Origin of the sequence: Cytobacillus kochii, assembly GCF_020171845.1 — a bacterium.
Taxonomy (GTDB): domain Bacteria; phylum Bacillota; class Bacilli; order Bacillales; family Cytobacillaceae; genus Cytobacillus; species Cytobacillus kochii.
The window spans coordinates 57,074-71,489 of sequence record NZ_JAIVAM010000017.1; the positions used below are offsets into that span (position 1 = coordinate 57,074).

Here is a 14,416-nt window from a genome sequence, read left to right on the forward strand (position 1 = left end):
ATGGAGAAACAAGATGAGCATAAATGATTTGATTATTTTTATTGTTGCCGCTTTCCTTTGTGTCGGTGCACTTGATAAAATATGCGGGAATAAATTAGGACTAGGTGAGCGATTCACTGCAGGAATAATGACGATGGGCTCCCTCGCGTTATCTATGATTGGGATCATTTCTTTAGCACCCGTCATAGCAGCCATATTAACACCTGTGATTTCTCCCGTTTATGAATTTGTAGGCGCTGACCCAGCAGCGTTCGCCAATACTCTTCTCGCCATTGATATGGGGGGCTATTCCCTAGCCACTGAGATGTCCATTAGTGCGGATTCAGAACTTTTCGCTTGGGTCTTCCTTGGCACTATGATGGGACCAACTATCGTATTTACAATCCCTGTTGCCTTAGGACTCATTGAAAAAGAAGACCAACCTTATTTTGCGAGGGGTATTCTAGTGGGACTTATTACTGTACCTTTTGGTTGTTTAGTTGGAGGCCTAGTTGCTGGATTGCCGTTTTTGATGATTATCAAAAACTTGATTCCTACCATTGTATTCTCTTTGCTAATTGCTTGGGGATTATGGAAAAAGCCCGAAAATATGATTCGAGGATTTGCCATCTTCGGTAAATTGATCGAAATCATTGCAATTATTGGTCTTACAGCGATTATATTTGAAACATTAACAGACCTAACACTGATCCCCCATTTAACGCCAATTGAGGAAGGGATTCAAACAGTCGGTTCGATTGCTATTTTCTTAGCGGGCGCTTTTCCTTTGGTAGCTTTTATTTCGAAATATTTCAGGAAACCACTCAGTAAGGTGGGATCTTGGTTAAAACTAAGTGATAAATCAACAGCCGGGTTGATTGCTTCACTCGCTCATAATATTCCCATGTTGATCATGCTAAAAGATATGGAACCGAGAGGCAAGGTCATTAATGTTGCTTTTACTGTAAGCGGAGCCTTTGTTCTAGGAAGCCACTTAGCCTTTGTCGCCGGTATTCAGAAAGAAGTCGTATTTGCCATGATTATTGGCAAGTTAGTGGGGGGCATTAGTGCCGTTTTATTAGCAATGATTGTAAGTAGGGATCTGAAGAAGCAGCCTACATTTCGCTAAAGCGAGTCATCCTCTCAACTGATGATAAACTTTAGTGCTAGGGGAATTTTCTTATTTGTATAGAGACGGAAATCACAAATGAATAGTAACTGCTGGTGTTGTAAATGGTAGTAGATAAAACTGAGTTGTTCGTTTTGGAGAGATTATCGTTGAAGATTCGATTATGTTAGCATGTGTTTTCTTTTTTGTAGTGTTTGTATGACAGGAGGGCTTTTATTAGTAGCGGTTCTCCGGGTTACGCTACTTATATAGCAAGGATTCCTTTTTTCAGTCGCGATTCTCCGGGTTACGCTACTTATATGGCAGGGATTCCTTTTTTCAGTCGCGATTCTCCGGGTTACGCTACTTATATAGCAAGGATTCCTTTTTTCAGTCGCGATTCTCCGGGTTGTGCTACTTATTTGGCAGCGATTCCTTTTTTCAGTCGCGATTCTCCGGGTTACGCTACTTATATAGCAAGGATTCCTTTTTTCAGTCGCGATTCTCCGGGTTGCCCTACTTATATAGCAAGGATTCCTTTTATCAGTCGCGATTCTCCAGGTTACGCTACTTATATAGCAAGGATTCCTTTTATCAGTCGCGATTCTCCAGGTTACGCTACTTATATAGCAAGGATTCCTTTTTTTAGTCGCGATTCTCTTGGTTTCACTACTTATATAACGCGGAATCCTTTTATCAGTCCCGATTCTCTTGGTTTCACTACTTATATAGCAAGGAACCCTTTTTTTAGTCGCGATTCCCTTGGTTTCACTACTTATATAACGGAGAATCCTTTTTTTAGTCGCGATTCCATCTTTTCACTCCCAAACACCTGCATTTAGCCATAAAAAATTTCTATCGGTTAAAAATACTCTTTTCATTGCAGGGCTGGCACCATTTATACAAAATGTAATGACTTTATTGTACTAATCAACTTTATTGCATTGCCATGACTAAACGAAAAAATCCAGACAATTGTCCGGATTTTTTTGATTAACGCTTTTGTATTTCCTGCATTAATAATTTATTTACGATTTGTGGATTCGCTTGTCCTTTTGTTGCTTTCATCATTTGACCAACAAGGAAGCCGACTGCTTTTTTCTTCCCATTTTTGAAATCATCAATGGATTGAGGGTTATTATCAAGGATTTCAGTAACGATAGCGAGTAGCGCTGATTCGTCTGAGATTTGCACTAATCCTTTATCTTCAACGATTTTCTTTGCTTCTCCACCATTCTCAATTAATTCTTTGAAAACAGTTTTAGCAATTTTTGAAGAAATTGTTCCATCTTCAATTAACGCAATCATTCCTGCTAACCCTTCTGCTGTTAGCTTTGTTTCATGTAGTTCGAGCCCTTCTGCATTAAGATAGGCTGATACCTCACCCATGATCCAGTTTGAAGCTTGTTTCGGCTCTGCTCCCGCTGCAACAGTCGCCTCAAAGAAATCCGCTGTTTCCTTTGTTACGGTAAGGACACCTGCATCATAGGCAGGTAAGCCGAACGTATCAATATAACGTGTTTTACGTGCATCTGGTAGTTCAGGAATTTCCGCACGAATACGGGCTTTCCAATCTTCATCAATCACAATATCTAATAAATCCGGCTCTGGGAAGTAACGATAATCGTCAGAACCTTCCTTCACACGCATCAACAATGTCTTCCCAGTAGCTTCATCAAAACGGCGTGTCTCTTGTTCAATGACACCACCCTCACGAAGGACTTCTGCTTGGCGCTTCTCTTCGTACTCTAATCCTTTACGAACAAAGTTAAAAGAGTTTAAGTTCTTCAGTTCTGTTTTTGTACCAAATTCCTCCTGGCCGACAGGTCGTAATGAAATATTGGCATCACAACGTAAGGAACCTTCTTCCATCTTACAATCAGAAACACCAGTATATTGTACGATTGATTTTAGCTTCTCTAAATACGCATAGGCTTCATTTGGTGTGCGTATATCCGGCTCAGAGACAATTTCAATTAAAGGTGTTCCTTGACGGTTATAATCGACTAAAGAATAACCTTTGCCATGTGTTAGTTTACCCGCATCTTCTTCTAGATGAATACGCGTAATCCCGATTTTTTTCTTATAGCCATCTACTTCGATCTCAATCCAACCATGTTCTCCAACCGGTTTGTCGAATTGAGAAATCTGATAGGCCTTTGGATTGTCCGGATAGAAATAGTTTTTACGATCGAATTTCGTCACTGGTGCAATCTCACAGTTTAGGGCCATAGATGCCTTCATCCCGTATTCAACTGCTTTTTTGTTGACTACTGGCAGTACACCTGGATAACCAAGGTCAACAACAGTTGTGTTTGTATTTGGCTCTGCACCGAAATGGTTCGGGCTCGCAGAGAAAATTTTTGAATCTGTTTTTAATTCAACGTGGACTTCAAGTCCGATGACTGTTTCAAATTCCATTATTCCTTGTCCCCCCTTACAGCTCCGGTTTTTGTTTATGGAAATCAGTTGCTTGCTCAAATGCATGAGCAACACGATAAACCGTGCTTTCATCAAAGTGCTTACCGATAATTTGCAACCCTAATGGTAACCCTTCTGAGAATCCACAAGGTACAGAGATACCTGGTACACCAGCAAGGTTCACAGGAATGGTCAAAATATCGTTCGCATACATTGTTAATGGGTCTTTCGTTTTCTCACCGATTTTAAATGCCGGTGTTGGCGTTGTTGGTCCGATAATTACATCATACTTTTCAAAGACATTTTCAAAATCTTGTTTAATTAGTGTACGAACCTTTTGCGCCTTTTTATAATACGCATCATAATAACCTGAGCTAAGAGCAAATGTACCAAGCATAATACGGCGTTTTACCTCATCACCAAATCCTTCAGAACGAGACTTTTTATAAAGGTCAATTAAGTTCTCTGGATTTTCAGTGCGGTAACCGTAACGTACACCGTCAAATCGTGCTAAGTTAGCTGAAGCTTCAGAAGAAGAAAGTAAATAATAGGCTGCAAGTGCATATTTAGAATGCGGAAGGGAAACCTCTTCCCATGTTGCTCCTAATTTTTCTAATACTTTAAGGGAAGCAAGCACCGATTGTTTGACATCTTCTTGCACACCTTCGCCTAAATATTCTTTCGGAACAGCGATTTTCAATCCTTTCACATCACCGGTTAAGCCTTCAGCAAAATTCGGTACACTCACATTAGCTGAAGTAGAATCCATTGGATCTACACCAGATATCGCCTGTAAAAGATACGCATTATCTTCAACTGTACGTGTAATTGGTCCCACTTGGTCAAGAGATGAAGCAAACGCCACTAAACCAAAGCGAGATACACGACCATATGTAGGCTTAAGCCCAACAACACCACAGAAAGATGCTGGCTGACGAATCGAACCACCCGTATCTGATCCTAGTGAAAATAATACTTCTCCTGCCGCAACCGCAGCAGCTGATCCACCAGACGAACCACCAGGAACCGTTTCGATATTCCATGGATTGCGTGTCGCTCTGTAACTTGAGTTTTCATTTGAAGATCCCATAGCAAACTCATCCATGTTTAATTTACCGATCTTAATGGTTTCTGCTTCTTTTAATTTCGAAACAACCGTTGCATCATAGATTGGATCAAAATTATCTAATATTTGACTTGCACAAGTTGTTCTTAAACCTTTTGTGACTAAGTTATCTTTGACACCGATTGGCATCCCGAATAACTGACCTTTTTGTTCGTCCCTTCCCAATTTACCATCGATTTCTTTTGCTACTTGACGTGCATGCTCTTCATCTAATGTTAAGAAGGCTTTTACTTTGTCATCTACTTCAGCAATTCTTTTATAAGATGCGTCGACTAAATCAGTCGCTGAAATCTCTTTTTTATGTAAAAGCTCATGAAGCTCAGCCACTTTATGATCAAATAAACTCAAAATGTTTCCCCTCCAACTAATCCATGATTGACGGCACTTTAATATAGCCGTCTTGTGAATCAGGTGCATTCTTCAGAACTTCCTCTTGCGGCAGTCCTTTTGTTGCCTCATCTTCACGTAATACATTGTTCATATCCAACACATGGGAAGTCGGTTCCACATGATCGGTATCTAACTCGTTTAACTCTTCGGCAAACGAGATAATTGCATCTAGCTGATGTTGGAATTGCTCTGCTTCTTCTTCCGTAATCGCTAATCTCGCTAGGTTCGCCACATGCTTAACCTCATCAATTGTAATTCTAGACATATAGACACCTCCAAATTCAAATAAAAATACACAATTATATTGATCATATCAAACTTTCACGCGTTAAAGCAACATGAAGATCTGATCGTTTTCACCACCCTTTATTTTACCACGAGTTCAATAGATCGCCTAATGGACAAATAATAGAAATTCACTTTTGATACAGGGGTCAAAAAACTTCCAGATAGAGGAGAAGGATTACGTAGTTTGTAAATTCGTTAGCTATAGAGTAAGACGTCAATGACAAAGTAGGGATGGGTGGTTCAGAGGGTTGAAGAGCCACAAGAGAACCTAGAATTCTATATCGTGGCCCTCGTTCTGATTCTTTACATGAAACCAACGATTCCCCCCTTGGACGCCCTCACCTCTGCGGCTTCATTTGCAACCGGTAATTCTTATCAGGCCCCAAGCATTTTCTACCACAACTGGACAATAAAAGAGAACCACATCCATATAAAAAAGATGAAGCCATTTTATGCTGCTTCATCTTTCTCGTCTGCTTTAAAGCGTGTGGTTTTATCCCATCCAATCGTTAAGCCTCTCACACGATGATAAAGATAAATCGCAAACGCGCGAATCAGTAAGATGACGAATAGTTGGGCATACGTAAAATACATAATTGCCCCAACAAAAAGGCTTGTTAGCGAGAGCTGTTGATTTACTGCTAAACTGCTTATAATTTGGATGGAATATACAACATAGCTCATTAACCAAATCATCAATAAAGGAGCGGCCATTTCGGGAAAATTAATACCGAATAAGCTACCGACAAAAATAACATTTGAAGTAATTAAGAAAAATATAAATACAAAATAGGTTAAAAGATGTTGCATACTATGGAAGAAAGTTTTACCTTTCCAAAAATGAATATCCTTGAAGCTCTTCTCTAGTAAATAAAGATTACCAATGAGCCACCTTGTTCTTTGTTTTAAAAAGGTTTGAAGATTCTCTGGTTCCTGTTCCCACGTTTGTGCATATGGAACAATCGGTAATACATATCCCTTCTGGGTAATTCGTATCGTCAACTCCGCATCTTCTGCAAGTGCATACGGGTCATACCCCTCTAGCTCATCAATGACAGAACGTCTTAAAAGCATATTAGTTCCCGGTAAAGAGCCAAGGTTAAACAATTTCCACCTACCGCTTTGCATTGTCAATTGAAATACTTGAAACTCTATTGAGATCATCCGCGTGAGCCAATTTTTATTTTGATTAAGGGTACGAACAACTCCGACAGCTCCGGCTGCATTCTCTGTTTGTTCTGCTATTTCTACTAGCTTTGTCACAGCATCCGAATCTGGCTGATTATCCGCATCGTACACAAGAAAATAATCAGATTGGCTAATACTCAATCCATAATTAAGCACTCTCGACTTTCCCTTAGGCTCGCCAGGCGGGACCTTAATATAGTGAATACGCGAAAAGTTTTCTGCAAAACTTCTAGCCATTGCCGCTGTTTGGTCTATCGACTGGTCGTCTAATAAGAATACATCAAGGTGACCAGGATACCTTAATTTCATCATAGCATTCAGCGTATCCTCAAGAATTAACCCTTCATTATGCGCAGGGATTAAAATAGCAACAGAAGGATATTTCAAAAGAGGTCTACGCTTTCTTTCTCTTTCCCTTTTATAATGCAAAACACCAGAGACTAATAAAATCGTATAATAAATAAGCAAAAACCAAAAGAAAGCCATAATCAAGAGTAACACGACCTTAAACATTCGACTTCTCCTCCAGCAACATCTGATAGACCTCGTCAAAATCGACTATAGCATAATCGCGAAATTCGATAGGTGGCTGAATCATGTTCATTTGCTGACGTAAATTACTTACCAGTCGGTTTTGAAATTTAATGACGCCTTCTTCATTCGTATTTTGCAAGAAAATAATGAAAGACGCACCTTCACTCATAAAGAAATCGAAATCACTCCGCATAGTTTCTTCTATTACATTTTGTATTAAGCCTTGCCAAGCCTTTTGAGTCACTCCACTATTTAAACCAGATACCTTTAATAGGAAACCTGTTTCATTCCTTCTATTCATTCCTCGCAATGTTATTTTGCTACGTTCATAAAACTCCTGTTTTGTAAGCATTAGTCCGTCTGAGTCCATATATTTTCTTAAAGCAACCGTTTCCGCTAATAATTCTTTCATGCGGATGTCCATACTTAAAAAGCTATGCCTGATAAAAAGGAGAGGCACAACAGATAATACATAAGATATAAATAAAGAAATCAATTGCACCTGATTAAAAACCGTTTGTAAATAACTGAAATAACATAATAGAAAACCATATAACACAGTGAGTGCACTTATAACTATATAAGACCATTTTGGGGAAAGGAAAAGAATGACCATAACACTAGCTAGTAGAACTGCCCAATGGAAAAAAAAGACCCCAAGAGATGAGGAGTGAATGGCAATCGCAAATAATAAGAAATTTCCTACCATAAAGAGAAACAATAATAAAGAGAAGTTAGCTTTCCGAATAATCATCCCATAGCCTCCGTGTGACCAAACTCAAACTTCTCTCATCATACTCGATTGTCTTACGATTTTCATTGCATAATCTTTGGTAAACTTTCATTTCACAACAGTTAATCAATCTTCCCAATAAAAATGCGCGTCAAAGACTTTGTATGGCGGTTCACTGAGTATTGTTGGGATGTCTATCTGAAAATCTAAATACTGATCTACATCTGCTTTTGTCAAAATAACATAATGATATGCTTCTACGATTTTTTTTATTGCCCAAATTTGTTTACTCCATGTCTCAGATGGCCATTCACACACAGTATGACTTGCTAAAAAGTCGCTACTTCCGCTACTACCATGTCTCGTCATTTCACCTTTACCCATAATAACTACGGGCGCTAACCTTGAAATATATAACCATAAACCCTTCATAGATACTTCACCATTTGCTAATACTTCTTCCTCTTCCTTTTTCCAGAGAAACACACTAACATAAGAGGCAAATCCACTGCCATAATGGTCAAAATCTGCTTCATACAACAACCCTTTTAATCCACCTATCTCCCCTACCAAATGGGAGATGTAGTGTTCCATCTGGGCATCATCACCTTGTATAAAAGGGTAGAAATCACCCACTCGCTTTCCTTGAATAACCTTTTTTAATACATTTTCCGTAAGTAACGTCCTTTTATCCATTACTCTCATTCCTCCGCCCCATTAAGATCGTAGAATAATAGATATCGCCTATTTTTTTATCATCCTTTAATTCTCCTTCTACGATAAAGCCAAGTCGTTCATACAGTGCAATCGCCTTTCGATTTGTTTCTAATACTTGCAGCGTTACCTTTCTAATCCCTTTTTGATCTGCCCATTGCAACATTTCTTGAATAAGACTTTTTCCTATAGATTGTCCCCAATATTGTTTTTTCACAGCAACACCAAACTCCAATCGATGTGAAGTCCTCTTTAATTGGCCACCTTTAGCTCTTAGGAAACCCACAAGGTGACCTTTTACTTCTGCTACTAAAAATATACTATTCTTTTCAACTGACTCAGACCGTATCATCTTTTCAAAATCTGCCGTACTTAAAAAATCTTCTCCACGCTCCCGGTCAAAGTAATCCGTCTCCCCGTCCACAATCAACCTTAACTGAGATAATCCTTCCGCATCCATCACTGTCGCTTTGCGAATATGAAAAATTCTCGTTTCCATTCATTTTCTTCCTTTCTACCACTTTTTCAAACCTATACCAAAGTTGTAACACTTCCTCTGAATCATTGGCTCCGATTCAACTCGGTTATGTAATTATTGTTCTTGCACACAATATAAACTTCTAACAATTCAGTACTATCTTCATGTACAAATAAGTGTAAAGTTTTCTCATCAAATTTAAAAATATTTAACGCCTTCTGTTTAGATTAAAAACGAATGAATTTCATTAGAAAATGAAATGGAAACATCCATTTCATCCTCATTCGCTTAAAAAGAATCTCTCTATCTTTATATAATCGGCAGGCATTTACTCGTTTTAGTCTAATTGACAGCATCCCCAATCGCAAAATGAGAAATGTCACTCGCCCCCCATCCATACCCGCAATCTGGCTCCTCACTTTTTACTTACAGAGACAGTAACTTTCGTTTGTCATATGATGTTTATTCTTCTTATCACCATTAAAAAGAGACCGTATGCATACGGTCCCCTCCCCCGACTTTCTATCCATTCCTTCATTTTTATAAAAAATCCTTTCTTAAAAACCAAATAAAACACTAATTAACCAGGCTGATGCATAAAACACCATAAACTGAACGCCTGAACCAATTCCTAGGATTTTATTCAAAAGTCCCCCAATTGCCGCCATTGTAAAGGTGAGTACGATACCGACTAATCCTGCTTCGTGAAAAGCCAGTAAACAGGCTAACCCAATAAACATAGCAACGATTGCCTCTTGACTAATAAAGCGCATAACCAAAACGGTTGCCTTTCTCGCGTAATTCATTGAAAACGGGTAAGCAATTAGAGTGGCAATGATAAGACCAATTGCTCCATATAAAAGAAAATCTAAAGGGTCTAGGTAATTATGGAGATTATTAACCGGATCACTTGTAAACACTGGTGGTGCATTAAATAACGGTGATGCTGGTCCTAATGCAACAGGACTCAACGGAATACCAAATGCTATTAAAGGAATGATTGCTTCGGCAATATAGGTTGACTCTGTGACTCCATTCATTGTTGTTAAACTGGACGTTGATTTTTTATAAATCCCTTTCGATCTAGAACCCACAATTTCCCCCATTAAGGAAGTCATCCCTACAGGGCTAAATACAAATGTCAAAGAAGAAATAAAGCTTGTACCAGTCGTTTGCATCGTTTGCCTTTTTGTCAGTATTTTAAATGGATTAGGAAAAAATCCGGCCCATGATTTATTATCTGGTGCCAAATGATACTCTTTAGGACGATCTCTTTGAATGGTCTGTCGTGCATTTCCTGACAGTGCAAACAAAATATCAGTAAACATTGGACCGATCGCAATTCCTAAAAAGAAACTAATGGTTAAATGCTTATCTAATATGCTAAAACTTAATACATCTAAACTTTTAATAAAAAAGGCTAAAGGGATAATCATTAAAACACTTACCCATTTCCCTTTAGAGAAAAAAGCGATTAAAATGGCCGCTAACGTAAAAATCAATCCTGAAGCTGATTTAAAAAAGTCCGCAAATTGTCCAAGGAATTGTCCTAATAAGACAGCTGTTGGTAAGGCGATAAAAGCACCAATCACACCACCCGATACCATTTTCCTTAATGCAATATGAGGCATCCCTAGCCTTCTTAAAGCAGAGGCATGATCAATTAATGGAACAGCAGTTGTATCTCCCGGAATACCCATTAACGCCGTAGGAACGGCATGAGTTAAGTGTTTGGCAAGTACAGCTGCCATAAAAAAGGCAAACACAGCTGCCGGAGGAGCTCCTAACAAGATAACTAATAAGGTAAATGGCACCATTATAGCCGTTTCATCTGTTCCAGAGATTAACCCAATTAAAGAAAATAGAATAGCACCAATTAGAGCTAAGCATATGGATATGAGGAGGATACTCATTTCTTATCGTCCTCCCCAATTGTCCTAAACTTATCGAGAACGCCAAGTGCTTCCATTTCTTTTTTCGTAACAGGATCTTCTTCAATTAATAAATATTCTTCCTTTGGATCTAACTGCATATCTTTAAAAATCTCTTCCATACTTTCAAGAGAAGTTTCTTCTTCTGTCAGCACTCTACTAGGTTTAAATATAAAGGCACATAAAGCAAGTGATAATACACTACCACCAATGCCAAGCAATAAAGAATACGACGATACCATCTTTTCGCTGGCAAACAGAGGAAATAATCTTTCCCCTAAAAGGTAGCCACTTAAACTAAGAATGATACTTATAATAATTGCTAGAATAATATTACGAGGAAAACTGTATCACCTAATATTTCAAGATATTTAGGTGTTTCATTTATTTTATCTAGTTCTACGCTTTGCTTCCCCTTATCTACATGTAAATTAGGAGCCATTTTAAATCCTCCCTTGTATCTCTTTTGTTAATTGTAGGATTCGATCAAACCTTACATCTTTTTCCTTTACTGCTTCAGCAACGACTCGACCAATCTCATCCCCTGTTGCACCAGCCATAACAGCTAAGTTTTTTGCATGAAGGGCCATATGTCCTTTTTGGATACCATCAGTTGCTAAAGCTCTCATCGCAGCTAGATTTTGCGCTAAACCAACGGATGCAATACAACAAGCTAACTCTTCTGCTGATTGAATACCTAATATTTTTAAATTTACTTTGGCAACCGGATGAGTCTTCGTAGCGCCACCAATAATACCAACAGGCATCGGAAGTTCAATAGATCCAACTAAGTCACCTGCTCGATTTTCTTCCCATTTCGTAAGGGAACGATATTGCCCAGTTACTGTAGCGAAAGCATGGGCGCCCGCCTCAACTGCCCTTGTATCATTCCCAGTCGCGAGTACAACGGCAGATATACCATTCATAATCCCTTTATTATGTGTAGCCGCTCGATAAGGGTCAGCATCTGCAAATTCGTAAGCGTTTACAATCTTTCGTACAACTTCTTCTCCACCAAGTTGATCCTTTGAAAATACCGCATGAGCTCTAGCTAATCGTCTGTCAGCCAAGTTAGAAATAATTCTAAGAAGCGCTTTTCCTGAAGTAATATTCTCTATCAATGGTGCAATTGATTCCGCCATTGTATTGACAGCATTCGCCCCCATTGCATCCTTTGTATCTACTAATAAATGAACCACAAGTAAAACCTCATTCACCGTTTGGATAATCTTTACCTCTATATCTATTGCCCCTCCACCAATAGCTACTAGAGTTGGATCCTTTTCGTTGCATATTTTCAAAATTTCTGATTTCTTATCATACACCCTTAATCTTGCAGCATACGGATCTTCAACACCTATTACTTGTATCTGTCCAATCATTACCGATCCACTTAATGACGCAAAAAAACCACCTTTATCATAGGATGCCTTCGCTGCATTACTTGCGGCAGCGACTACGGAAGGCTCTTCAGTTGCCATCGGTATAAAAGTGTCCTTACCATTAATTTTAAAATTCGTTGCTACCCCTACAGGAATTGAAATTGAACCTAACACATTTTCAATCATGGCATCTGCCGTACTAATAGAAAGGGGTTGTTTGCCAATAAGTATTTCCTTATCTTCCTCTGTCAAATGACACGCTTCTGATATTATTTGAAGTCTCTCTTCAACCGAAAATCGATGAAAACCAGATAGACGACTATTCATTCCATTCACTCCTTAGTACTTTTATTTAATATCATTCAACTAAGTTGAATGATATTAAATAAAATATTACACCCCCTTTAGGTAAAAGTAAATAAAAAATCTGAAAATTATAAAGGGTTTTGGATTCTCTTGAGAAGATCATCCAAAACCCTACTATTATCTTTCATCTGCTTGTATAAAAATGGTTAATACTTTTGCTTCCATTTTTTCTACTGGTAAAAACACATGTGGAATGGTACCAGCAAAATACGCACTATCACCTTCATGTAATAAGTATTTTTCTCCATCATAAGAGAGATAAATTGAACCTTTTAATATGTATATAAATTCGTCTTCTAAATGTGTGTATGGACCTTCTTTTGCTGAGTCCTCCAAAACCGTCACAACAACTGGATCAATCTTACTGAACGGAGATCGATTAGCTAATGTTTCATATAGATAGCCCATTTCCTTATTGCCAACCTTTGTCGTGCGGCTTTGACTCGGAGAAAGCACTAAATTTTTACTTTCATTTTCTTCAAGCACCCAAGATAAGGGAATATCTAGTTGATTAGATATTTTTAACAAAGTTGCCACAGCAGATGCTGTTTGACCATTCTCTATTTTAGAAATGAGACTTTTCGTTAGCCCACATTTTTCTGCTAAATCTTGTTGTGTCATTTGCTTGTTTAATCTAGCTTGCTTAACTCTCTTACCTATTTGCCTTAACTCGATTAGAAACCTCTCCCTCATATCTTTTAATAAAATTATATAATGAGGTTTGTATGGTTTCAAATAAAGTTTCACTCTTTTCAACTAAGTTGAATTAGAAAAGGCCGTTATCCCACGACCTTTCTCCCTTTATTTTCTAAATATTTTTTTCATCCATTGTTTAAATCCAGCCTCAGTTTGATTCGCTTCTTTATAAACCTTACTTTGTTCTTGCACATAAATGTCATCATGATCAATGGCATAATCATATGCGAGGACAAGACCAAGGTCCGAGTTGTAGTCCTTGTTCGTGACAATGGTAAATGACATATGCTGTTCAGACGCTAGTTTGGCATATTTCGATATGTCACGATAAGCAATATGACCATTTAAATATACGCGTGCTTGTTTATTTTTCGTCATCGCTTCTTTTACTTCTTTCATGATACCTGGTTTCCTTACTTGCGCCTGTGTCAAAGCGATAACGGTTCTTTCTCTCAGTGTGCCCAGAAATTTTCTACGTTCATCTGGCTTCGTTTCTTTTTTTCCATAAATTCCTTGTGTAATATAATCATCAACCTTCTCAGCCATACCGTTATTACCTCCACCTCATCAATCAAACGTTTGATTAATGGATATGTTCGTTTTAGTATACTTGCCCATTGACTTGAACTCAACTCTTTCACTTAAGCGTATGAAAATTTGGGCAAAAGGTGATTAGTGGACCTGGTATTTATTCACTTTTCTTTGGAGGACTTGGAATCGTAGTACAATCATGAGAGGAACACAAATGTACATTATCGATTATTCTAGACTGGACAAAAACATCCTAGAACATATGCTTAATTGGATTTCATTGTGCACTCAGCTTTGGTTTTTTCTTTTGAATGACTTGCTAATTTCTTTTGATACGCACTCAGCTTCCGGTTTTCTTCTGAGTGACTTGCTAATTTCTTTTGATACGCACTCAGCTCCGGTTTTTCTTCTGAGTGACTTGCTAATCCTCTTTGATACGCACTCAGCTCCGGTTTTTCTTCTGAGTGACTTGCTAATCCTCTTTGATACGCACTCAGCTCCGGTTTTTCTTCTGAGTGACTTGCTAATCCTCTTTGATACGCACTCAGCTC

At 38.4% G+C, this 14,416-nt stretch carries 14 protein-coding genes; 1 reads left to right on the forward strand and 13 read right to left on the reverse strand.

The features are described 5' to 3' along the window. Positions 1-13: 13 nt before the first annotated feature. Entirely contained in the window at positions 14-1,108 is a 1,095-nt protein-coding gene (gene eutH, locus LCM23_RS23430; protein ID WP_224938999.1) for an ethanolamine utilization protein EutH, read from the forward strand. Between the two features lie 972 nt (positions 1,109-2,080). On the opposite strand, the gene gatB is transcribed toward eutH, so the two are convergent. The 13 genes from gatB to LCM23_RS23495 all read right to left on the reverse strand — a co-directional run. Further along, positions 2,081-3,508: an Asp-tRNA(Asn)/Glu-tRNA(Gln) amidotransferase subunit GatB gene (gene gatB / locus LCM23_RS23435; protein ID WP_224939000.1), complete on the reverse strand. Its 1,428-nt coding sequence runs from the start codon at positions 3,506-3,508 to the stop codon at positions 2,081-2,083. A 16-nt stretch (positions 3,509-3,524) separates the two neighbouring features. After that, entirely contained in the window at positions 3,525-4,982 is a 1,458-nt protein-coding gene (gene gatA, locus LCM23_RS23440) for an Asp-tRNA(Asn)/Glu-tRNA(Gln) amidotransferase subunit GatA (protein WP_224939001.1), read from the reverse strand. A gap of 16 nt (positions 4,983-4,998) precedes the next feature. Next, entirely contained in the window at positions 4,999-5,289 is a 291-nt protein-coding gene (gatC, locus tag LCM23_RS23445; protein ID WP_191816513.1) for an Asp-tRNA(Asn)/Glu-tRNA(Gln) amidotransferase subunit GatC, read from the reverse strand. A gap of 473 nt (positions 5,290-5,762) precedes the next feature. Continuing rightward, complete coding sequence (locus LCM23_RS23450; RefSeq protein WP_224939002.1) at positions 5,763-7,013, reverse strand: glycosyltransferase family 2 protein; 1,251 nt, start codon at positions 7,011-7,013, stop codon at positions 5,763-5,765. Then, a complete protein-coding gene (locus tag LCM23_RS23455; RefSeq protein WP_224939003.1) occupies positions 7,006-7,788 on the reverse strand; it encodes a hypothetical protein in 783 nt (260 codons plus the stop codon). The genes LCM23_RS23450 and LCM23_RS23455 overlap by 8 nt, the downstream gene beginning before the upstream one ends. Before the next feature lie 105 nt (positions 7,789-7,893). Next, complete coding sequence (locus LCM23_RS23460) at positions 7,894-8,463, reverse strand: hypothetical protein (protein WP_224939004.1); 570 nt, start codon at positions 8,461-8,463, stop codon at positions 7,894-7,896. Then, on the reverse strand, positions 8,456-8,980 hold the full coding sequence (locus LCM23_RS23465; RefSeq protein ID WP_224939005.1) for a GNAT family N-acetyltransferase: 525 nt from the start codon (positions 8,978-8,980) through the stop codon (positions 8,456-8,458). The genes LCM23_RS23460 and LCM23_RS23465 overlap by 8 nt, the downstream gene beginning before the upstream one ends. A 536-nt stretch (positions 8,981-9,516) precedes the next feature. Further along, positions 9,517-10,872, reverse strand: a complete 1,356-nt coding sequence (locus LCM23_RS23470; RefSeq protein WP_095370693.1) for a tripartite tricarboxylate transporter permease — start codon at positions 10,870-10,872, stop codon at positions 9,517-9,519. Beyond that, positions 10,869-11,132, reverse strand: a complete 264-nt coding sequence (locus LCM23_RS23475; RefSeq protein WP_224939006.1) for a hypothetical protein — start codon at positions 11,130-11,132, stop codon at positions 10,869-10,871. The genes LCM23_RS23470 and LCM23_RS23475 overlap by 4 nt, the downstream gene beginning before the upstream one ends. 201 nt (positions 11,133-11,333) lie before the next feature. Beyond that, the gene (locus LCM23_RS23480) at positions 11,334-12,599 is read right to left on the reverse strand and encodes a hydroxymethylglutaryl-CoA reductase, degradative (protein ID WP_224939007.1); all 1,266 of its coding nucleotides are present in this window, start codon (positions 12,597-12,599) and stop codon (positions 11,334-11,336) included. Positions 12,600-12,755: 156 nt separating this feature from the next. Beyond that, entirely contained in the window at positions 12,756-13,373 is a 618-nt protein-coding gene (locus LCM23_RS23485) for a helix-turn-helix domain-containing protein (protein WP_224939008.1), read from the reverse strand. A gap of 66 nt (positions 13,374-13,439) precedes the next feature. After that, entirely contained in the window at positions 13,440-13,880 is a 441-nt protein-coding gene (locus tag LCM23_RS23490) for a YueI family protein (RefSeq protein ID WP_224939009.1), read from the reverse strand. A gap of 251 nt (positions 13,881-14,131) precedes the next feature. Then, positions 14,132-14,416: hypothetical protein (locus tag LCM23_RS23495; protein WP_224939010.1), on the reverse strand; the 285-nt coding region annotated here is incomplete at its 5' end.